Consider the following 22,837-nt stretch of genomic DNA (forward strand, 5'->3'; position numbering starts at 1 on the left):
GGAGCGACCTATAATCGTGTCTGATTATCGAAGTAGTTTTGCTGCTTAAGATGGCGAATCAACACCCGTCCTTCCGGCATAAATTCGGTACCATAGCGAACCAGCCCAATTCCTTTCAGCTCAGCATCGATGGCATACCGCAATTCACCGGGAATCTCCTGCTCCAGCATCACCACGCTAATTCTTTTTAGCCGGGGCTCATATTTCAGCAGGACAGTGGACAGCGTGGTCATCAGTTGATGAGCGGTACCGGGCATCCCCTGCAGGATTTTGGTCATATCCGGCAGGCCATAATCCGGCAAATGCGCCAGCGTGCCGGCACGACAGTTGAGGATGCGCTGCATATTGTCCAGCACCGATAAAATTACCTGATTCTGCTCGCTGACCTGATGCAGATCGAGACCGCCGCTGAAGTTGCCCGTCAGCATTTCGTACAGTGAAGGTGCATTGTGTCCCTGTGGCATCAGTTCTCCTTTATCGGCAACAGCCGCAGGCTGTTGTTACCGGCCTCGAGAACACGTGGTTTATCAGGATCCAGCTCCTCACGCTCCAGCACTCGCTTCCAGTTATTCTTTGCCATATCAGGATGACGGAACAGGCCCACCACTGCGACAAACTTTGCCTCAGCTTCCATCGGCATATCCAGTGAGGCATCACCGCCAGGCTTAACAACCACATCGCGGCTGGCAAGCAGATCCGCTTGTAGTAGATTATCTCCGTCCCTCAGCAATTGCTGATAAACCGTTTTGTCGAAAGTTTTTCGATCTTTTAATTGATAGATACGCAGCACCACTGGTTCGGAAAGAGAATTACTCTCCCTGGCATCGGTATTAAGCGCTTCACGAGCGGTAAAATCGAGATGCAGAACTTTAATTTTTTTATAAAACACTGAGTTAAAAGCCGATTTGCTGCCATCCGTGACGCTCTGCGTCAGGCCACAACCGGTGAGACTAAGCGCCAGCAGCGGCGTCAGCCAGAACGCGGTTCTAGTCAAATTTGTAAGTAACACGTCGATTTCCTTGTTGTAGCGTTGCAGGCTGCAAGCCGCTGTAATATCCCAGTTCAGTGGTGAAGGTCGGTGAGATGTCATCTGGCATGCTCTCTTCTTCAATACCCAGCACGCCGTTCATTCCCAGCCAGAAAGGCGCGTCGCCCAGTGGCGGAACAGCTAACAGCCGGGTACCTACCGTCAAAGTAATACGAGCTTTAAACCGCCAGCCAAGATACACCCGTAGCATCACCAAAAAATCCTGATACAACAGCCCATCCGGCCGCCAGCCATTGGTTTCCTGCTCACTCTCCGTCGAGAGCGCAATCAGTAGCTGACTGCTGGCATCCATCGCTTCATCGCCCAACGGTGTGTTGCCATCCAGCAGAAAATCTTGATCGTCGTAAAAACCCAATGGCTGACTGATCTCCACCGGTCGCAGGCTGTAGGGACTGACCTTCACCGAGGTCTCCGGTGCCAACAGACTGACCAGAGCCTGCATCCCTTCCTGGGTTTTCCCAGGCTGACGCAGCACGCTCAACAGTGCCAGAAAGCGTGAGACTGGTGTGGCAATCTGTTTTGCTGTACCAGGAATGCCAAGACCGACCAGCCCCAGCAGCGACTGTGATATCGCGTCACTACCGCCGGCTTCAAAGGTGGCCGGATAGGAATACTTACGCCAGATACGGTAAAACTGCGTCAGAATGCGGTGACTGAAGAGATCGAGAAAGCTCTGTAGCGCTTCATGCCCTTCCCTGCGCTGAGTGATATCATCGAGATATGCCGTCGGCAGCGGCGAGTCGACACCGTACATTCCCATAAAGGTCGTGCGCACCACCGGAGGTTTGCTTTCATCCTCTTCGTCATATTCAACCACTTTAAGTTCGCTGGCAGGGAAACCCATTCCAGGATGAGGGCTGAAACGAACCGGATCGTCCGATGGATGACTGGTTGAACCCAGCAGCGGTTTGGCTGGCTGGCTTTTTTCCAGTAACTGGCAGAAGCGGTAAAAATTAATCCGGTTCAGTTCGGCTTCCAGCCGCGGGGTCAGCCGGGAATGCGGCGATTGTGTTTCTCTTCCCATTCCAGGCGTTCTCCAGTTGGTTGCAGAATAATAATCAGTCGGTTAAACAGGTAGATATCCGTATACAGCGCAAAAAAGCGGCTGAGCATTTCACCAAACAGACAGATATCCCCTTTCCCGGCAAAACCATTACAGTCAAGGGTCACTTCAATCTGCACACCGCGCAGCAGATAGCCCTGTTCAAAGCGTTCAGTTTCACTATGGCGGACGTCGATAATCGCCTCCAGCCGGCGTCGGTTCACCTCGCTGTTTGTCCACTCGTACAGCGCCAGCGTGCCACGTAACACTTCGGCATTATCCATCATCGACAGGAAACCACTGCCAAGATGACTCAGCACGCGCCAGTGAAAACGATCCTGATCTGGCGGATAGCACGGCAGCGTTGGGGCGCACAGGTTGCGCACGACGATACTTGCTGAGGTGGTTTTCATCACCGTATCCAGTACGGTGCTTTGCAGCGCGCGGCGCGGTAACTGGCCGTTGGTACCGGTCAGCGTCAATGAGAGGCTCTCATCTTGCGGCACAGTGTGGTTATCAAAAGCTTCACCCCCGAGGATCAGCCAGGTATTGTGTAGCCCGGATGGCCCGCGACGCACACGGGTATGGTAGTAATATTCTGGTGCCTCGTGTCGCATCATGCCGCCCTTGTGACGGAAGCTGGAAAACGGTACGTAGACATGCTGGCTGGATGACATCACGGAATCAACTGCGTAAATCTCGGTATGTCCGTCCTGGATACGCATCGGGCGCAGCATATATTCCGTCTGCAGCGAGTTAAGCGTCAGCGGGTCAGATTCCAATGGGAAAAGGTTGATTACCGGCACACAATTGAGACGGAGATGCTTCTCGTTAAAGCTGAAATCATGCTCCCAGCGTTCCGCCAGCACCACGTCGATTTCAAACCACGGCAACTCTGCCGGAAAATCGACCGTCTCCAGTCCTTGCAGCCCGGTGAACATAAACTTCTCGCGGAAGGTAAAATACTCAAGCAACAGCTGATAACCACTGAAACTACTGCTGCCTTTCGGCCATAAGCCGTCGTCATCACCAAAACCCAGCGCGACGAGAGATCCGTCAAATGGGCGCCTGTCGGTATCGCCGGGAAGCCGCAGCCACATTCTGGCAACATTCATGGTAAAGGCTTCATGCATGGCACAGGCCAGCGGCGCGTCGGCGTTTAAATAGAGAGGAATACGGCTGAGATCGATACGGCTCCAGTCGGCGAGACTGCTGCAGTTAAATCGCAGGCTGACAACGGAGCGCCCATCCGAATCGGTAGTCAACGTCGCTTTTTCCAGCGACAGCGGCTGAAGGTTGATCTCCTTAGTGGTGGTGTAACGACAGCGCGTACTCTTCTCGCCGATCGGGCGCGAAAGTACCTCAAAGCCCCTGGCGATACGCATCATCTCTTTCATCTCACGCCAGTCTGGAGTGAACTCCACCACTGACATCGAAGGGATGGTACGCAGATAGTGCGGCCATAGCATACTGACCAGCCCTTCGGTCAGTTCCGGTAGGTCGTCGTCGAGCTTCTCACGCAGCCGCCCCATCATAAAGGCAAATCCCTCAAACAGGCGTTCCACGTAAGGATCGCGCGCCCCAGCCTTGTCGAGGTTTAACATCGCCGCCCGATCGGGATGGGCACGGGCAAACTCTTCACCAGCTTCAAGCAGGTAGCGCATTTCTGCGTCGTAATAACGTAGGGTTAAGTCGTCCATAATAATTTCTGCTTAATTAATTGCTGCATTTTTTACGATAAATACAAGCAGTCGGATTTAATGAGAGCAAAGTGAAGATTCTTTGACATATTTCTTGGCCAAGCCAGGCATCCATCCTGACGGAATACCTTTACAAGATACATATCCTCTTTTTCTAAGTCCCTTGGGATATAAATTAGAAAAAATCACTCCACCAATAACTTCGGCGTGTCAGAGATCCTGTCAGGTAATTCGTTGAATACCGGGCCTGCAGGGCTGGACATTCCACCTTCCACGGCAACCATACCATCGAGTAAATTACAGATAAGTTGTCCCTGAATCATCACAGCGGCCAGTATAAGAAACAGAATTTTTAGCCATTGGCCGTCAAACTTAAAGGCAATATAAAAATAAAGCCCTGAAATAAATACGCAGCCAATACTGGCAAGTAAAATCTGATTTGGCGTCACGCCTTTATTCTTTAATCAGCGGGTGCTATTTTTTTGCCCAGCTTTTATCCCGTGTTGCAATCGGTCGACGATCTTTTAAATTAAGTTCCATTTTTAACTTATTTCCTGACTTTCTTTTAACGTCATAAAGTATTACTAACCAAATTTCTGTTATTTGAATTATCCGCAAAGTACCGCAGCACGCGCCGGGTCAAGCATAATCAAACCCGAAAGCAGCGTATCCATTTGCGGTTGTAGCCGTATTTTATCCGCTTCAGCCCGGCTGGCTTTTGCCCGCAGCAGCTTGAGCCGGCGTGCTTTGACCTCAAATATCAGTTCCGGCGTCCATTTTTCCAGCGTCAGTGTCATTGCACCACTATCGAGTTCACCCAGCAGGTGTAGCGCCATTTCGTTTTTGCCGTATTGCTCAGTAACGCGGGCCATTAGTAAACGCATCAGCCACTGATTGCGGGCAGAGGTAAAACCAGGGCGCGCCTGCAGCCAGTTAAGCGCAACTTCAATACCGTCACTGTCAGCCAGCGCCAGTACTTCAGGTTCCAGGGCCAGCATATCGTCATCTGAAGATATCGCGGCACTGACCGGCTCACTCTTCCAGCCCGGCAGATCATCGAGCACTTTTTCGTTAATCCAGTTCAGCGTGACTTCATCCGCAAAAGGCGTGCCGTCATTGAAAGCCAGTGATTCCAGCCCCGGCAGGCGTACCAGTAATCCTTTCAGATCGCGGCAAACAATATCAGCGCGCACGCTGTCACTGTCGAACTTTACCAGCGCCTGCCAGGTATACCACTGCACGTCCAGCCACAAATGGTTGACGCCTTGCGCCAGCAAGCTGTCGCTCTGCTCGAGTAATTCACCCCAGCTCTGTTGCAGGTACAGACGTTTGAGATGAGCGCGATGATCCGGTTTTGGCGGGACCAGACGTGTGCGCCCACTGGCATCCAGCGGCGGCAACTCCGATAACGTGTCCCAGCGCACGCTTTTAATCAGATGGTGACTCGCAAGCCAGCCGCCGGGCTGATCGCGCAGATACTTAGCCAGCACTTTGGCCTGATCCAGCAGATCGCGCCCGGAAGTTACGGTAGCCATTACCGGGGCAGAAGAGATCGAAGCTGCTGTAGCCAGACTCTCTTCGCGACTGGTTTGCGGCACAAGACTGTTCGCCCCACCGCTTTGTATCAGCCGGTTTTCCAGCGCCTGATACAGCCCTGAGAATTGTGGGCGGCTGGCTTCATCTGTTGATTGCAAAGCCCGCTCTGTCAGCAGCATCGCACCGGTAATGCGCTGCATTATGGTCACATCAACTTCCGGATATAGCGACAGGCTGTCCAGCACCCGGCTACTGCCGAGCCACTCCAGTGCCGATTTACGGCTGCGATCGCGCTGCGGATGAAGCTTCGTGCCAAAGCGCTCCAGCATACCAGCCAGTAGTTCCAGTCCGTCGGCTAATCCCGGTTCACCGTCCTGATGCAGACGCGCCCAGATGTAAAAAGTGACCACGCGTAAGTCTTTGCCGACTCCGGTCAGCAACTTTTCTGCGAGGGTACAAATCAGCCCGGTATCGATCCCGGAGAGTTTGTTCACTTCTTCACGGATCTGCTGAAAGTCGTCGTCATAACCCGGATCCTCACCGGTCGGCTGACTGTTATTAACGGGTGCCAGCCAGCGGTTCCAGTCAGCGCTGTGCGAGCGCGCTGAGTTCAGCAGCGTGCTTTCATCGGCGGCGCAGGCGTGAAGTAAATTCTGCAGAGTGGTCATTATTCGGCTTCGTCCATGTCCATGCTGTCATTGTTACTGGCAAATGCCTGCGCAGTCGCGCTGGCATCAACACTGAAAATCTGCTCCGGCAGGCTAAATCCCCGCAGCGTCAGCAACGCCAGCGGACCGTTGCCCAGCTGTGAGCGCAGCACCCATTGCAATGTGCTGTCATCCGGCGCGGTATAACTCATCATCCACTGACTGCGGTCGAGCTGCTGGCGTTTACCCTGTTCCAGCCAACGGATAAAGCCCCAGGTTCCGCTGTAGTCGCCGAACAGACGTGCACCAGCATGGGTCGACGTCCAGGTCAGCATGGTTCCCGGCTTCCAGGTATCGCCAGGCCAGCGGAAACTTTGCCAGTCAGCCATCTGATTAAAGTAATGCAGCTTTTGCCCGTCAATGGTGAGCTGGGTTTCTACCACCTGCGCTGCCGGACGAGCCTGCAACTCAAAAGTGATTCCCTGAGTACCATCGGTAAAAAGAATGTCAGACAGCTGGCTCAGCTGGTTGACCGCTTTTAAAAATGCGGGATTAAACGTCAGCCCCTGGCTATGGGCGCTGTCCGGCACCCACTGACTGCCCTCTTTATGCAGTACGCCACTCAGTTCCGTCGTCAGAAAGCGGTCAATACGCCCGCTGTCCTTACGAATAAACTCTGCCAGCATAGGCAGGGAGGCATCGCTTTTACTGGCGGCAAAAGGAAAGCGTCCATCGAAAGCGGTACGCCAGTTGGCGACCACTGAACGGGCCCAGCGATCGTTCAGGCTGGCGGCTGACGGCTGTAGCACCGTTTCCCATGCCTGAGTAAGCGGTTGAACGAACATCGTCTGACCAAATCCGCTCCACTCCTCACCGAGACTTGCCGCCACCAGACTGCCGTACTGCTGGGTATCCGTCAGATCAACACTCTTACCCTGAAATACCGTCTGCGCCAGCGTCTGCATCATCTCCTGCGGATCGGAGGCGCCAGCAACCTGTTGCAGCCGCAGGCGTACGCGGGTAATACGCGTCAGGTAAGTCTGCAGGCTCAGCGTGTTGTCCGCGGACATCATATTGCTGCCGTTATTTTTGCCCATCAGCGTCAGCAATGGCCCGAAGGTATCATCCAGCGGCCCATGTGGACCGGAAGCGCTCTGATCTATCACCGGTTTATCTTTGTTACCGATCAGGTCTTTTGCTGACTTGATAATTGAGTCTGAGAGTCCTTCGCGTTGCTGACCCGTTTGCCCCTGCCATGCCAGGGTGTTCATCAGAGCAATCATCGGCGACTGACGCACGTCACTCATCAGCGTCAGCTGGTCGGTCACATCGGCGATATTCTGCGCCGGGTTAAGCCGCAGACTGTTCAGAAAGTTCAGCCAGCTGCCGGCGAAATCAGTGAAGTAACGCTCAGTCAGGCGTGCTTTAAGCGCTTCAGGTGAAAGATCGGCTGAAACGGCTTTGCGACTGTCGCTTAATACCCAGTCGATTTCATCGCGTCGGGAGTTCGCCGCCTTCTCGATCGCCTGCTGAATACCGCCCTGCCAGGCCTGACGGGTAAACATTCCCGGAATAATTTCATCGGTGGTGAACAAGCGGCGGGCGTCTGTGCCACTGGTAATATCTTCCAGCGAGACATCCGCAAAATTACGCCGTACCGATCGGAGCATATTTTCATACAGCGTACTTTCGGCGTTGCGACGACCAATTTGCTGCAACAGAACCTGGCGGCTCTGAGCGACCAGTGCGCTATCCGGCACAATTTTCCACTGCGGCTGCTGGGTTAATTCAGAAATATAGAACGCCCATAAATCCGCTGACAGGCTCTGCCACAATCCGGTCGAAATACCCGCACGCGTGGGCTGCACCGTCTTCATCGTCTGTGCGAAGAACGCCCCGTCTGCTTTGTCCGGTCGCGCCATCATCAGCCAGGCCTTCAGCTGGTCGTATCCGGGTTTGGCTAATGCCGCGCGCTTATCGCTATTCGGCGCTGAATTCGCCAGCGCGATCAGTTTCTCCGTCAGTGCAGCGTTTGCCGGGTCGCGGATCAGGCGGTTATTTGCCACGCCGTACCACGGGAGCATCGCGCTTAGCAGTGACGAGTTATGATCCAGCCCAAAACGTTGATACCAGGGAGTGCCATTCTGGATATGGTGTTGCAGGCGGCCAGCATCATTACGCAAGTCGTGCAGATCAGTCAGTTGAGAATCAGAGACCGATTGATGCTCCATCAGGGCACGGGCCTTGTTTGCCACCGAGGAAATTTGATGATAGTTCAGGGCAAAGGAGAGCAGCAGCCCCGCTCCCCAGACGCCAATAACCACCATCAGTGCCCAGGCCAGCGTCTGCTCCCAGGCCATCCCGACGCGGCGCCCACGCACCCGCGTGCAGTCGTCGATCACTCCCTGCCAGCTGGCGGAATACGTCAAAGCATGTTGATGGGATAACCCAGCAGCAATTTCGCTGAACGCGTCATCCCGTTGCGCTGTTCTATCCTGCAGGCTGAACATCAGCCCACGCAGCGGCACGCGTTGCTGTGCGCTGTACAGCCAGGGTGTCAGGCGCGTTTTCCAGCGCTCGCTCCCACCCTGCTCCAGTTGCTGCGCCAGGCGCAGCAGGAAATCATGCGCGCGATTCTCCGATACCTGTGAAAGCCCCTGTTCACGAAGCTGCGGTAGCAGTTTGTTAAGCTGTGCCGCCACATCCTCTGGCATGGCGCGGGCTGGTAACGAAATCCCAACCGCCTGGTCTGGTCTGTCAGACTGAGACCAGTCACTTTCGCACAACTGCCACAGCCAGACGGGTGGCAGATAGCGCAACACTTCTCCAATCTTTTCCAGACCGCGCAGATCATTATCGCTCATCTGTGGCGTCAGAGGCTGATCCTGAGCAATGACGCGCACCACACCATCCAGCGGACGGCCGCGGCGCAGTTTACGCAGTGCGCTATATTTTTCTGTATCGATATCCGCCGCCAGGCTACCGCCGTAAATCAGTACGGTACGGTTGCCTTCAAGCCACTGGCTTTCCTGCAAGCCCGGCAGGAGCAGACTAATAGCCGCTTCGTCTCCGGTTACCAATAGAATACGAACTTTTTGGCGCCAGAAGAGAGTGTAGCGCTTACGCAAATGCACTTTTAATTTCCAAACGGTACCGACTACAGGAGATTCATTTTTTGCCTGCGTCTGTCCGGAAAAGGAATTATTGTCACCCGCAAGCGCTTTAGCTTTCAGATAGGCTTTTTTACCAAAGAGATAGGTGGCGATAAAAAAAAGCAGAATAAAAATTAGCAATCCGCCGGTCATAATCAAACAAGCAAAGAATAAGATTGTTTGCGGGGTTGAATCTGGCGTAACGCCCAGTTGGGCCGGATCATTTTTAAGTATAAAACAAGCCGCGATCCCCAGAAATAAAAATACAAACAAGATCAACCACAACTGAAATGTGGTGTTTTTTAATCCCTGTGATATGCGTTTCACCTTTTTCTCCCAACACGAAACGACCGTATTTAATGTTTTCCATAACGAACTATTAATTCAAGATCATGTGATAAAGATCGTTGTAACTATTTTCCTATTAGAGGATGAACAACCATCCACCATGGAAGCCCGTCTTCCGGCATGCTCATAATCAATTGAGGAAATGGATATGGTCTCGAATTTCCTGCCGCCAGAGCAATAGCAAGCCAGGGAGATGTTGCCCCTGTACGCCCACTCTTCATATCAATATCAGTAAGCTGCCCATGAGTTTCAGCAAGCTGAAATTTAAGATTGTTACTTGCAAGCAGGCTTTGTGTCTCATTATTGGTTCCCATCCCTGCTACCCAGACAGAAGCAATTTCTTCTGTGCAGGTTTTTCCCCAAAGTAAAGACTGCATTGCTGAAATTTGTAATGCTGTGATGTTTAACGAGTGCTCAGGTCGATGAATGCGAGCAAGTCCACCGTGTTCATCATCATAATTTTCACACTCCTGATGCAGAAGTAATGCCACAGCGGCCTCTCCATCACCATCTGATAGCGTATTACGCAAGCTAACTGAAAGAAGGAGCAGCGTACTCATGACCTTAGGTTCATCCAGCCAGCTGTCGATTTCAGACAAACCAAAGTAAGGTAAGAACTGGATCCTGGCAGGGACAGATAACAGTGAGGTAATACATTTCCGAATATCTGCAATTTCATCCGAAGATAGCGTGACTTCACTGTCTATTTGTATGATTACAGTTGGCATTCCTGTGGGCTTTACTTTCAATAATGCCGCCCTTAGCATCGCATCTTCCAGAAGTTCGCGTAATTGCCTTTCTATCCGTACAGGTGCTGGTTGCCCGACATCGCTAAATTGAGCGATGTAACTCACTGTCTGTGCTGTTTCATCAATCACAGGCGGTAACACGACTCCCTGTGGCAACAGAAACTGTTCAGTGAGTGCACCAGAAGTCACCAGATGCGGTAAATGTACGCACATAGAATCCAGAATCAGAGCGCGCTGTCCGCGTTGAACTTCATCGGCAATATCACGCTCTCGCTCATCATCCCAGCCACCTGCGGGCCACTCAGAAGCCAGCCAGACAAGCCAGCGGCTACCCGCAAGAAATATCCAGATAACCAACGGCGCACTGATAAAACAGTGCCAGAATAATGCCCCTCGAACCGTACTTACTGGCCACAACCAGGAGGTAAAAAAACCGCCGAAAATCATAAAAATGAGTAAAACAACCAGCCAGCGTTTTAACGATGGTGGTCGTTTACGTTTTGCATTATCAGGAATGGCTGAGAGATTAACAGGCATCATTTACTCGTAGTGGCATTCGACAGGGAAGTAATAAGAGAGCAGCCACAGGAACATTTATAGCCATGGAAGGCGACTGGAACACCATTATCTTTCATCGTTGGATGTCCTTCCGCAATATATGACGAACTGTGACCTTCAACTGGACAGTTAATCGGATCATTCAATCGGGCAACACCGATCCCATCGAATTTCATTTTTGTTGAACCTGACTGGACCTGACCACCACCGGTCGTTTTATCTCCAATACGAACAACACCCTTCATTTAATTTTTCCCATAACGTTTTACCAATAGTGAATGGATCCTGTTGGTTGCGGCATCCATACAGTCGTATTTTTCTTTCCATATATGGTAGGGTTAATAAGCAAATATCAGTCGCATATGTTCAGGATGATTAGCTGCACTGATATTTATCGGATCATCGTCTTCTGGCTTACAGACATTCAGTACGTTGTGCGGCCAGTGGGAAATTTTACTGGCCTGGCTGCCGATATAGCGAAATATTGAAGATATAGAATAATAAAGTAGTGTAACCATCTTTATCCAGAATATGACCGCGAATACACCAGTCTCGCAATGAGACCGAATCTACATCCAGAGTAAAGTCAACACAGATCCATCCGTTCATAAAAAACATGATTTTTTTAATTTTTACGATTAAATCGAATCGGATAATAAGTCAATCTTAGCCATTCCTTTAATAAAGGATAGCCGCCACAGAGTATAAATGGAACAGGTATAAGGCTAACAACTATCACCTTTCCAACCCCATGAAAAAATAAATCTGTAAAACCTCTCAGAATTACAATAAGTGACATTCTGAAAAGCCAAAGAAAAGCATAACTACCAGCCAGGTATTGGTCCCAGCCTGCTTGTAGAATTTATCTATTATCTCCATATAGATAGAGTTGACTCTGATAACAGATTCACCACAGTTAACGTTTTTTTTCATCAAATTCTTCCCTGATGTAACTTAATTTTTTTTCAGCTCGCGTTAGAACTCGATTAATCTTATAGGATTGATAGAGTCCATACATAGCCATGGCCAGTAATCCTCTGCCTTAATTGCCTCGTTAGAGACAGACACTTCAATTTCACCAGGTTCAAAAAATCAAACAGAGCCAGAGTAGCAAGCGTGAGCATAATTACTGCTTGCGACGCCAGCAGACTCATTAACCCTTTTGCAGCAAAATATTTATCAACCAGCTCCAGAAAATGAGAGTTCATGGCGATTACTTTTAAATCCGGCACCAATGACTGACCGTCAAGATCAATTTTTTCATTCTGCTTTAGTTGTTTTTTTTCTCATCAGCTTTAAGTAGTCGATTAAATTTAAACTTGGGAAATAGTCCGTAGTAGTCCATATTGTTCTCTTGCTCCCTGCTCCAGATTCCACACTCACCCAGTCCGCTTATGCCCAACAGTACCTACTTTTCCTCGGGCGTTTTGCGGAACAGATCGCGAAGCGGATGTTTAGGATTGCTCGAGGCATCAATCGCGTAAGGATCATCCACCGCCGCGGCACACTGTGCCTCGATGTTTTCTGGCCAGACCGGAACCTTACTGGTAACCATCGCGATATAGCGTGGAATACTGTAGATGAAACTCAATGCAAACAGCAACGGGAAAAGAAACATCGGCGCACCGTTAAAGCCGGATAGTAAATACAGCAGCCCAAACTGGTAACCCTCTCTCTTGCCGGCTATCGGCAGGCAGAAATTCACCACCGGCGCCACCGACGCGGGCCCCTCTTCCATATAACGGCGGACAAACTCCCAGTGCCGCTCAAGCTGCTTGCGGTCTGAGTGTGTCGATGGCAGGCAGAAAGAATCGATTACCGTCTCGTTATCGTCCGCCATGATATGGCCGCTGATATAGTAGTCTTTATTAAACTCTTTTCGATGGCTCAGGCCGGAGGTAAAGAACACCTTTTCCCAGGGTACGCTGCGGATGGTACCGTCAGGCCGGAAAAAATGAACCTGACGATTTATTCTGTCAAAACGAATGGGATAATGCGTCCAGGCAAACCATTCTGCTTTTAACATTTTAAACATAAATATATCCATTGAGATAAATATAATAATGAGTAAACAAATCCCACTTAAAGCACGCCAGTTACTCCAGCTATAATCAAAAATGATTGAATAAAAAAGAGTCAGAGTAGCAAGCGTGAGCATAATTACTGCTTGCGACGCCAGCAGACTCATTAACCCTTTTGCAGAATAATATTTATCAACCAGTTCCAGACAGTGAGAGTTCATGGCGATTACTTTCAAATCCGGCACCAATGACTGACCGTCAAGATCAATTTTTTTATTCTGCTTTAGTTGGTTTTTTTTCTCATCAGGTTTAAGTGGTCGATTAAATTTGAACTTGGGAAATAGTCCGTAGTAGTCCATATTGGTCTCCTGCTCCCTGCTCCAGATTCCACACTCACCCAGTCCGCTTATGCCCAACAGTACCTACTTTTCCTCGGGCGTTTTGCGGAACAGATCGCGAAGCGGATGTTTAGGATTGCTCGAGGCATCAATCGCGTAAGGGTCATCCACCGCCGCGGCACACTGCGCCTCGATGTTTTCTGGCCAGACCGGAACCTTACTGGTAACCATCGCGATATAGCGTGGGATACTTAAGATAAAACTCAATGCAAACAGCAACGGGAAAAGAAACATCGGCGCGCCGTTGAACAAGTAAAGCGAGTACAACAGCCCAAACTGATAGCCCTCTCTCTTACCGGCTATCGGCAGGCAAAAATTCACCGCCGGCGCCACCGACGCCGGCCCCTCTTCCATATAACGGCGGACAAACTCCCAGTGCCTCTCAAGCTGCTTACGATCTGAGTCTGTCGATGGCAGGCAGAAAGTATCGATCACCGTCTCGTTATCGTCCGCCAGGATATGACCGCTGATATAGTAGTCTTTATTAAAGTCTTTTCGATGGCTCAGGCCGGAGGTAAAGAACACCTTTTCCCAGGGTACGCTGCGGATGGTACCGTCCAGCCGGAAAAAATGAACCTGACGATTTATTCTGTCAAAACGAATGGGATAATGCGTCCAGGCAAACCATTCTGCTTTTAAAACTTTAAACATAAAAATATCCATTGATATTATTACCAGAAGGCTTAAAAAATTTAAAACTACGCCACTAAGTCGCCCCCAGCCATACACAAAAAAAAAGGAGTACGATGTAGCCAAGAAAGTAGCTGTAAGCATAATTACTACTGGCGCCGCCAGAAGACTCATAAATCCTTTTGCAGAATAGTATTTATCAACCAGTTCCAGACAGTGAGAGTTCATGGCGATTACTTTCACATCCGGCATCACTGACTGACCGTCAAGATCAATTTTTTCATTCTGCTTTAGTTGGTTTTTTTTCTCATCAGGTTTAAGTGGTCGATTAAATTTAAACTTGGGAAATAGTCCGTAGTAGTCCATATTGGTCTCCTGCTCCCTGCTCCCTGCTCCAGATTCCACACTCACCCAGTCCGCTTATGCCCAACAGTACCTACTTTTCCTCGGGCGTTTTGCGGAACAGATCGCGAAGCGGATGTTTAGGGTTGCTCGAGGCATCAATCGCGTAAGGGTCATCCACCGCCGCGGCACATTGTGCCTCGATGTTTTCCGGCCAGACCGGAACCTTACTGGTAACCATCGCGATATAGCGTGGAATACTGAAGATAAAGCTCAATGCAAACAGCAACGGTAAAAGAAACATCGGCGCGCCGTTATATGCGGATAGTAAATACAGCAGCCCAAACCAATATCCTTCTCTCTTGCCGGCTATCGGCAGGCAGAAATTCACCACCGGTGCCACCGACGCCGGCCCCGCTTCCATATAACGACGGACAAATTCCCAGTGGCGCTCAAGCTGCTTGCGATCTGAGTGTGTTGCTGGCAGGCAGAAAGTATCGATTACCGTCTCGTTATCGTCCGCCAGGATATGACCGCTAATATAATAGTCTTGATTGAAACTTTTTCGATGGCTCAGGCCGGAGGTAAAGAACACCTTTTCCCAGGGTACGCTGCGGATGGTACCGTCCGGCCGGAAAAAATGAACCTGCCGATTTTTTCTGTCAAATCGAATCGGATAATGAGTCCAGGCAAACCATTCAGTTTTAAGAAGATAAATCATCCAAAGTGCCATAGGCAATGCAATTAAGGCAATAAAAAAAATAAAACGCAAATTATAAAATGAACCCCACCCACCATTAGGAAAAGTATAAATAACAATCAATGAAAATGAAATTAAATATGATGAGAAAAAAATAAATCCTATTAGACTTACAAATCCCTTTGCTGAATAGTACTTATCAACAAGCTCCATGCAATAAGAGTTCATGGAGATCAATTTTAAGTCCGGCACCATTGATTGACTGTTAAGATCGATCCGTTGATCATACTTTAGTTGATTATTTTTCTCATCCGCGTTAAGCGGGCGATTAAATTTAAATTTGGGAATTAGTCCGTAGTAGTCCATATTGGTCTCCTGCTCCCTGCTCCAGATTCAACTCACCCAGTCCGCTTATGCCCAACAGTACCTACTTTTCCTCGGGCGTTTTGCGGAACAGATCGCGAAGCGGATGTTTAGGGTTGCTCGAGGCATCAATCGCGTAAGGGTCATCCACCGCCGCGGCACACTGCGCCTCGATGTTTTCCGGCCAGACCGGAACCTTACTGGTAACCATCGCGATATAGCGTGGGATACTTAAGATAAAGCTCAATGCAAATAGCAACGGAAAAAGAAACATCGGCGCGCCGTTGAACAAATAAAGCGAGTACAACAGCCCAAACTGATAGCCCTCTCTCTTACCGGCTATCGGCAGGCAGACATTCACCTCCGACGCCACCGACGCCGGCCCCTCTTCCATATAACGGCGGACAAACTCCCAGTGCCGCTCAAGCTGCTTGCGATCTGAGTGTGTTGCTGGCAGGCAGAAAGTATCGATCACCGTCTCGTTATCGTCCGCCAGGATATGACCGCTGATGTAGTAGTCTTTATTAAAGTCTTTTCGATGGCTCAGGCCGGAGGTAAAGAACACCTTTTCCCAGGGTACGCTGCAAATGGTACCGTCCAGCCGGAAAAAATGAACCTGACGATTTATTCTGTCAAAACGAATGGGATAATGCGTCCAGGCAAACCATTCTGCTTTTAAAACTTTAAACATAAAAATATCCATTGATATTAGTACCAGAAGGCTTAAGAAACTTAAAACTACGCCACTAAATCGCCCCCAGCCATACACAAAAAAAAAGGAGTACGATGTAGCCAAGAAAGTAGCTGTGAGCATAATAACTACTGGCGCCGCCAGCAGACTCATTAACCCTTTTGCAGAATAGTATTTATCAACCAGTTCCAGACAGTGAGAGTTCATGGCGATTACTTTCAAATCCGGCACCACTGACTGATCGTCAAGATCAATTTTTTTATTCTGCTTTAGTTGGTTTTTTTTCTCATCAGATTTAAGTGGTCGATTAAATTTAAACTTAGGAAATAGTCCGTAGTAGTCCATATTGGTCTCTTGCTCCCTGCTCCAGATTCCACACTCACCCAGTCCGCTTATGCCCAACAGTACCTACTTTTCCTCGGGCGTTTTGCGGAACAGATCGCGAAGCGGATGTTTAGGGTTGCTCGAGGCATCAATCGCGTAAGGGTCATCCACCGCCGCGGCACAATGTGCCTCGATGTTTTCCGGCCAGACCGGAACCTTACTGGTAACCATCGCGATATAGCGTGGAATACTGTAGATGAAACTCAATGCAAACAGCAACGGTAAAAGAAACATCGGCGCGCCGTTAAAGCCGGATAGTAAATACAGCAGCCCAAACTGGTAACCCTCTCTCTTGCCGGCTATCGGCAGGCAGAAATTCACCGCCGGCGCCACCGACGCGGACCCCTCTTCCATATAACGGCGGACAAACTCCCAGTGGCGCTCAAGCTGCTTGCGATCTGAGTCTGTCGATGGCAGGCAGAAAGTATCGATTACAGTCTCGTTATCGTCCGCCAGGATATGACCGCTGATATAGTAGTCTTTATTAAAGTCTTTTCGATGGCTCAGGCCGGAGGTAAAGAACACCTTTTCCCAGGGTACGCTGCAAATGGTACCGTCCAGCCGGAAAAAATGAACCTGACGATTTATTCTGTCAAAACGAATGGGATAATGCGTCCAGGCAAACCATTCTTTTTTTAAAACTTTAAACATACAAATATCCATTGATATTAGTAAAAGAAGGCTTAAAAAATTTAAAACTATGCCACTAAGTCGCCCCCAGCCATACTCAAAAAAAAAGGAGTACGATATAGCCAAGAAAGTAGCTGTGAGCATAATTACTAATGACGCCGCCAGCAGACTTATTAACCCTTTTGCGGAATAGTATTTATCAACCAGTTCCAGACAGTGAGAGTTCATGGCGATTACTTTCAAATCCGGCACCAATGACTGACCGTCAAGATCAATTTTTTCATTCTGCTTTAGTTGGTTTTTTTTCTCATCAGGTTTAAGTGGTCGATTAAATTTAAACTTAGGTAATAGTCCGTAGTAGTCCATATTGGTCTCCTGCTCCCTGCTACAGATTCCACACTCACCCAGTCCGCTTATGCCCAACAGTACCTACTTTTCCCCGGGCGTTTTGCGGAACAGATCGCGAAGCGGATGTTTAGGGTTGCTCGAGGCATCAATCGCGTAAGGGTCATCCACCGCCGCAGCACACTGCGCCTCGATGTTTTCCGGCCAGACCGGAACCTTACTGGTAACCATCGCGATATAGCGTGGGATACTGAAGATGAAACTCAATGCAAACAGCAACGGGAAAAGAAACATCGGCGCGCCGTTATATGCGGATAGTAAATACAGCAGCCCAAACCAATATCCTTCTCTCTTGCCGGCTATCGGCAGGCAGAAATTCACCGCCGGCGCCACCGACGCCGGCCCCGCTTCCATATAACGACGGACAAACTCCCAGTGGCGCTCAAGCTGCTTACGATCTGAGTGTGTTGCTGGCAGGCAGAAAGTATCGATTACCGTCTCGTTATCGTCCGCCAGGATATGACCGCTAATATAATAGTCTTGATTGAAACTTTTTCGATGGCTCAGGCCGGAGGTAAAGAACACCTTTTCCCACGGCACGCTGCAGGTGGTGCCATCCAGCCGGAAAAAATGAATCTGCCGATTTTTTCTGTCAAATCGAATCGGATAATGAGTCCAGGCAAACCATTCAGTTTTAAGAAGATAAATCATCCAAAGTGCCATAGGAAATGCAATTAGGGCAATAAAAAAAATAAAACGCAAATTATAAAATGAACCCCACCCACCATTAGGAATGGTATAAATAACAATCAATGAAAATGAAATTAAATATGATGAGAAAAAAACAAATCCTATTAGACTTACAAATCCCTTTGCTGAATAGTACTTATCAACAAGCTCCATGCAATAAGAGTTCATGGAGATCAACTTTAAGTCCGGCACCATTGATTGACTGTTAAGATCGATCCGTTGATCATACTTTAGTTGATTATTTTTCTCATCCGCGTTAAGCGGGCGATTAAATTTAAATTTGGGAATTAGTCCGTAGTAGTCCATATTGGTCTCCTGCTCCCTGCTCCAGATTCCACACTCACCCAGTCCGCTTATGCCCAACAGTACCTACTTTTCCTCGGGCGTTTTGCGGAACAGATCGCGAAGCGGATGTTTAGGGTTGCTCGAGGCATCAATCGCGTAAGGGTCATCCACCGCCGCGGCACACTGCGCCTCGATGTTTTCCGGCCAGACCGGAACCTTACTGGTAACCATCGCGATATAGCGTGGGATACTGAAGATGAAACTCAATGCAAACAGCAACGGTAAAAGAAACATCGGCGCGCCGTTATATGCGGATAGTAAATACAGCAGCCCAAACCAATATCCTTCTCTCTTGCCGGCTATCGGCAGGCAGACATTCACCGCCGGCGCCACCGACGCCGGCCCCTCCTCCATATAACGGCGGACAAACTCCCAGTGGCGCTCAAGCTGCTTGCGATCTGAGTGTGTTGCTGGCAGGCAGAAAGAATCTATCACCGTCTCGGTATCGTCCGCCAGGATATGACCGCTGATGTAGTAGTATTTATTAAACTCTTTTCGATGGCTCAGGCCGGAGGTAAAGAACACCTTTTCCCAGGGTACGCTACGGATCGTACCGTCCGGCCGGAAAAAATGAACCTGACGATTTATTCTGTCAAAACGAATGGGATAATGCGTCCAGGCAAACCATTCTGCTTTTAAAATTTTAAACATAAATATATCCATTGATATAAATATAATAATAAGCAAACCATATAAACTTACAGCACGCCAATTACTCCAACCATAATCAAAAACTATAGAACAACACAAAACCAGAGCACCAAATGAGAACATAATTACTGCAGACGCCGCCGGCAGGCTTATCAAGCCTTTTGCAGAATAATATTTATCAACCAGTTCCAGACAGTGAGAGTTCATGGCGATTACTTTCAAATCCGGCACCAATGACTGACCGTCAAGATCAATTTTTTTATTCTGCTTTAGTTGGTATTTTTTCTCATCAGCTTTAAGTGGTCGATTAAATTTAAACTTAGGAAATAATCCATAGTAGTCCATATTAGTCCTCTACTCCCAGAGCCAGTTTTAGCTCATTCATTTCCATCGTGATATCTGGCCAGATGGGAAGATCTGCGGTTTCCCTCTCCCTAAAGAGCACCTGATTTTCTTTGGTATCATCCGTATTCACGGGTATCCTGCGCCATAAACATTGAACCAACCACTTTTGAATATTGTCGCGGCTATAAAACGCCAAATAAATAGCGGTAAATACAAGCAGTACTACCGCAATAATACTACCAATTACTGGTAGCGCATTCGCCATTAAGGCTATAACTAACCATGCTCCTGCGGTTCCTGATAAACCGTAAGCTATGGCAAGGCCTAAATGGCCTTTACTATTTTCGTCATACATATGATTAAAATCCCACCAGGTGGCAACCACACCTGCCACTATCCCCAACACTTTCCCTATGATCTCTATCCATTTCATAAATGGCTCTGATCGTAACAATCGCACTCTGGAAGAGGCGTCGGCAAACAGATTGAACTGCTTGATGCCGGTTTCAACTACGCTGAGACTTGCACTTGCAAGGCCAGCTACACCGGCCCAGAATTTGGCATGTGCTTCGCCCTGGTCAGCGGTAAGCGTTTTTTTATTTTTTATATCAGCCGTTGTAAGCAGCGCAGCGGTCTGCAGAACGGCTGAAATTACGCCGAGGGCAAACGGCATCGCTTCTCCAATCTGGCTGGCGCCGCGCCTCACTGCACCCTGCCACTGACTGAACTGCTGGGCCTCAACGTCCGCTGAAAGACGCAGCAGCTTCACCAGTGCGGCAGGGCGCTCTTTCGGCGGCAGCGCCTGCAGCTCATTAACCTTGTCGATATCGATCATTACAAGGAACCGTTTAACTTCCACGCCCTCCATCGGCACTCCGTTAATTCTCAGTCGCCTGATTTCCTGTCGGACATAATGCCGCAATCTGTCGCTATTCGCCCTGCTGCTCAGCCCGCTCTCTTTCGCCAGTTGAGTGACTACTTCAGAAAGAAACTGTTTGTAGGTGCCGGTTTTTTCGATGGTTACATAAGCTTTATTGGTTAGTGCTCCCATTGCCACCAGGCAGGCAAAGACCTGTTTTGATTCCATTGCCTGAGTAATTTTTCGGGCGACAATTCCTGTAAGCATGCCAATGAATATTGAAACCGCGCCGGCAGCGCCCTCATTTGTTTTCTCAATTACGGTCTTATAGATGTCCGCCAGACCACTCCAGGGAATCGTCAACCACTCGGAAAACCCTTCGACAGCTTTGGTTATTTTATCTGCCAGAACATCCTGATTCAGCACCAGCGCCCTTGCCAAAATATTATTGGGGTCGGTTGGCAAACCTGACAATAAATCTGAAAAATGGCGGATGACGCCGGTTTTGTCCTGCATACCGACGATGCAATAATTGAGGGTTTGAACATAGTCGATGCCGCTACTCAGCTCAGTGGTATCAAAGTTTTGCCGGAAGTAATTCAGCAGCCCCTCGCTTTTCATCCATTCGAGATACATGTCGGTGCGTGGACTGACGATACGGTCATTGTATTGTGCTAATGCCTGGCTGAAGGTACGCTGAAAGGCCGCCATTTTTTCAGGATCGTAATACTGTTCATACTGCGCCCATTTCTTGGCTACCGTGCTATTCATCTTCCTGTCGGCGAGCGGTGTGTACATATTATCAGGCACGTCACTGTTGGCACTGTAGCCGAACGGACCATAAAGCGCTTGGCGCTCTTCACTCTCGCTTTTTTCGATATAGTCTCGCTCAAACTGACGCGTTATCGCCTCTTTCAAACCACCGATCGCCGAAGCCAACGCCAGCTCGCGCTTATAAAGCGAATTATTGTAGATCTGATCCTGTAAGTCATAATCAATCAGCGCAGAAAGATCCTGAAGGATAGCGGGTGGATCCTGCAGCAGCAGAATTGCTCCTTTATCTGCGTACAGTGAATCCGCTGCCAGCCTGATATTTTCTGCCGCCATGGGATTCGCGTTCTTCCACGGTGCCGGAGACCATTTTTTTACCTTACCGTTAGCGGCCTTTGCACTGTACTCCGCTATGGTGTCACTTAATCCGGCGATCGAAACCGCCTGGTCTGCCTGACCACTGTTGATCCACGCATCCATATCAAAACACTGCATAGACAGGCTGCGCCGGGCGGGATCTTCATGCTGTTTGCGTACAGCATCTGTCCACTCCACCTCAGACCAGGCAAACCAGAACAGGCCGTTTTTCATGCCCGCTGGCTTTATCGGCAGGGTAATCAGTGAGGCAGTCGCCAGTTCAGAAGGCTCGGTAATGCAGGGCTTTACTTTGCCACTGATAATATCTGGTGGAACGTCGCCATATTCAGGCAAGGGATAATAGAAGCCGTCAGCGGTAGCGAAATAACTTATCCAGCGCTTACCGGACTCAGCCCAGATATAGAGGAAACCTTCGCGTAACAGGCGCGCTGTCCATGCAGTCTCACCTTTGGCCTCCAGCGGCGCAGTCAGAGATGAGGATAGCTTAGGTAAAACGTCGTCCTGTGACATCACTGCCGGACGTGCGGGCAGGATGGGTAACCCGTACCGGATACAAAATTTACAGCCTTGTTTGGTGCTCATGTCAGAAGTTGCTCCCTGCGTTGTAAGGCTAGCTACTGGTCATAGTCCGCCAGCGGTTTTCGTCCCACCCACTGGTTTCATCACGATATAAGTTCGGGCAGTGGCTCGCCTGCTGTAAAAATGCAGACATCTTAGGCGCAGCCCAGAATCTTTCACGCTGTACCAGGCCATGCACCGCAAACGCAATACGATCGTTCTCGGTGGGAAGCTCACACTGCATCGCCTGCATCAATAACATTTCCAACCGACGACTGGTCTGTTGGCGCTGGTTGATATCCGCACACGCTGGCAGCTGTTGTAACGCCTGGTTTATCAGCCCACAATGCGCCAACTGATGCAGGTTAATGCCAGCCTCTTCTGCCGGCCTGCCAGCAGCATGTTCAGAAAATTCAAGGGTATGCCAGCTGCCATCAAGCCAGAATGTCCAGCTCGGTATCTCTTTTATTGAAAGCAGGTTACATAACTGCCGCGAACTGAGCTTCCAGTGCAGATAAAACAGCACCCTGGGGTCGTAAAAGCGCAGAATATGGCCGTTCTGCTGGGTATCCTTAAAATAAAGAGTATTGAGCAGCGCGCTTCGAACCTGCTGAGGTGAACAGACGCTGGATAACAGCAGGCTGCATTTCTCCGGTGCACGAGATCCACTATGCCGCGACAGCGTTGTCATCAAACTATCCCACTCCTGCGAAGGCAGTTCACGCAGTGGTACCAACCAGGGATAAAGATGAGCCTGGGGAGCCAGCATCGGCAATACTAATTCAATAACCGGCCACGAGTCAGGTAGCTCAGGGACGAGCAGACGGTCAATCACCGCATATTGATGTGCCCCTATAGCCCGGTGTGGAGTGATGTATTCAATAGTCATTACCGCT

Annotated in this window: 18 protein-coding genes; all 18 read right to left on the bottom strand. The window is 49.4% G+C overall.

Annotated elements, in window-relative coordinates; translation table 11 throughout:
- Positions 1–8: 8 nt before the first annotated feature.
- The 18 genes from tssE to RIN69_RS16005 all read right to left on the bottom strand — a co-directional run bounded on the left by tssE (position 9) and on the right by RIN69_RS16005 (position 22,830).
- The gene (tssE, locus tag RIN69_RS15920) at positions 9–464 is read right to left on the bottom strand and encodes a type VI secretion system baseplate subunit TssE (protein ID WP_313852982.1); all 456 of its coding nucleotides are present in this window, start codon (positions 462–464) and stop codon (positions 9–11) included.
- Positions 464–1,009: a type VI secretion system lipoprotein TssJ gene (gene tssJ, locus RIN69_RS15925; protein ID WP_313852984.1), complete on the bottom strand. Its 546-nt coding sequence runs from the start codon at positions 1,007–1,009 to the stop codon at positions 464–466. Before tssJ ends, tssE begins: the two co-directional genes overlap by 1 nt.
- Positions 987–2,072 (bottom strand): type VI secretion system baseplate subunit TssG, encoded by a 1,086-nt coding sequence (tssG, locus tag RIN69_RS15930; RefSeq protein WP_313852985.1) that lies wholly within the window; start codon positions 2,070–2,072, stop codon positions 987–989. The genes tssJ and tssG overlap by 23 nt, the downstream gene beginning before the upstream one ends.
- Entirely contained in the window at positions 2,036–3,790 is a 1,755-nt protein-coding gene (gene tssF, locus RIN69_RS15935; RefSeq protein WP_313852988.1) for a type VI secretion system baseplate subunit TssF, read from the bottom strand. Before tssF ends, tssG begins: the two co-directional genes overlap by 37 nt.
- 185 nt (positions 3,791–3,975) lie before the next feature.
- A complete protein-coding gene (locus RIN69_RS15940; RefSeq protein WP_313852990.1) occupies positions 3,976–4,239 on the bottom strand; it encodes a CDP-alcohol phosphatidyltransferase family protein in 264 nt (87 codons plus the stop codon).
- A gap of 159 nt (positions 4,240–4,398) precedes the next feature.
- Entirely contained in the window at positions 4,399–5,994 is a 1,596-nt protein-coding gene (tssA, locus tag RIN69_RS15945) for a type VI secretion system protein TssA (protein WP_313852991.1), read from the bottom strand.
- Complete coding sequence (locus RIN69_RS15950; protein WP_313852992.1) at positions 5,994–9,452, bottom strand: ImcF-related family protein; 3,459 nt, start codon at positions 9,450–9,452, stop codon at positions 5,994–5,996. The genes tssA and RIN69_RS15950 overlap by 1 nt, the downstream gene beginning before the upstream one ends.
- Before the next feature lie 86 nt (positions 9,453–9,538).
- Positions 9,539–10,762, bottom strand: coding sequence for a hypothetical protein (locus RIN69_RS15955; protein WP_313852993.1), 1,224 nt, complete (start codon positions 10,760–10,762; stop codon positions 9,539–9,541).
- A complete protein-coding gene (locus tag RIN69_RS15960) occupies positions 10,759–11,025 on the bottom strand; it encodes a PAAR domain-containing protein (protein WP_313852994.1) in 267 nt (88 codons plus the stop codon). Before RIN69_RS15960 ends, RIN69_RS15955 begins: the two co-directional genes overlap by 4 nt.
- 1,163 nt (positions 11,026–12,188) lie before the next feature.
- On the bottom strand, positions 12,189–12,815 hold the full coding sequence (locus RIN69_RS15965) for a DUF6708 domain-containing protein (RefSeq protein WP_313852995.1): 627 nt from the start codon (positions 12,813–12,815) through the stop codon (positions 12,189–12,191).
- Positions 12,816–13,223: 408 nt separating this feature from the next.
- On the bottom strand, positions 13,224–14,240 hold the full coding sequence (locus RIN69_RS15970) for a DUF6708 domain-containing protein (RefSeq protein ID WP_313852997.1): 1,017 nt from the start codon (positions 14,238–14,240) through the stop codon (positions 13,224–13,226).
- Positions 14,241–14,265: 25 nt separating this feature from the next.
- A complete protein-coding gene (locus RIN69_RS15975; RefSeq protein WP_313852998.1) occupies positions 14,266–15,237 on the bottom strand; it encodes a DUF6708 domain-containing protein in 972 nt (323 codons plus the stop codon).
- Positions 15,238–15,298: 61 nt separating this feature from the next.
- Positions 15,299–16,270: a DUF6708 domain-containing protein gene (locus RIN69_RS15980; protein ID WP_313852999.1), complete on the bottom strand. Its 972-nt coding sequence runs from the start codon at positions 16,268–16,270 to the stop codon at positions 15,299–15,301.
- A 63-nt stretch (positions 16,271–16,333) separates the two neighbouring features.
- The gene (locus RIN69_RS15985; protein WP_313853002.1) at positions 16,334–17,305 is read right to left on the bottom strand and encodes a DUF6708 domain-containing protein; all 972 of its coding nucleotides are present in this window, start codon (positions 17,303–17,305) and stop codon (positions 16,334–16,336) included.
- A 63-nt stretch (positions 17,306–17,368) separates the two neighbouring features.
- Positions 17,369–18,340, bottom strand: coding sequence for a DUF6708 domain-containing protein (locus RIN69_RS15990; protein WP_313853006.1), 972 nt, complete (start codon positions 18,338–18,340; stop codon positions 17,369–17,371).
- Positions 18,341–18,403: 63 nt separating this feature from the next.
- Positions 18,404–19,375 carry a DUF6708 domain-containing protein gene (locus RIN69_RS15995; RefSeq protein WP_313853008.1) on the bottom strand — a complete coding sequence of 324 codons (972 nt, stop codon included), beginning with the start codon at positions 19,373–19,375 and terminating at the stop codon, positions 18,404–18,406.
- 1 nt (position 19,376) lies between these two features.
- Positions 19,377–21,965 (bottom strand): T6SS effector BTH_I2691 family protein, encoded by a 2,589-nt coding sequence (locus RIN69_RS16000; RefSeq protein ID WP_313853009.1) that lies wholly within the window; start codon positions 21,963–21,965, stop codon positions 19,377–19,379.
- Positions 21,966–21,993: 28 nt separating this feature from the next.
- A complete protein-coding gene (locus tag RIN69_RS16005) occupies positions 21,994–22,830 on the bottom strand; it encodes a DUF4123 domain-containing protein (protein WP_313853010.1) in 837 nt (278 codons plus the stop codon).
- Positions 22,831–22,837: the final 7 nt, after the last annotated feature.

Origin of the sequence: Winslowiella toletana (assembly GCF_032164335.1) — a bacterium.
Taxonomy (GTDB): Bacteria; Pseudomonadota; Gammaproteobacteria; order Enterobacterales; family Enterobacteriaceae; genus Erwinia; species Erwinia toletana_A.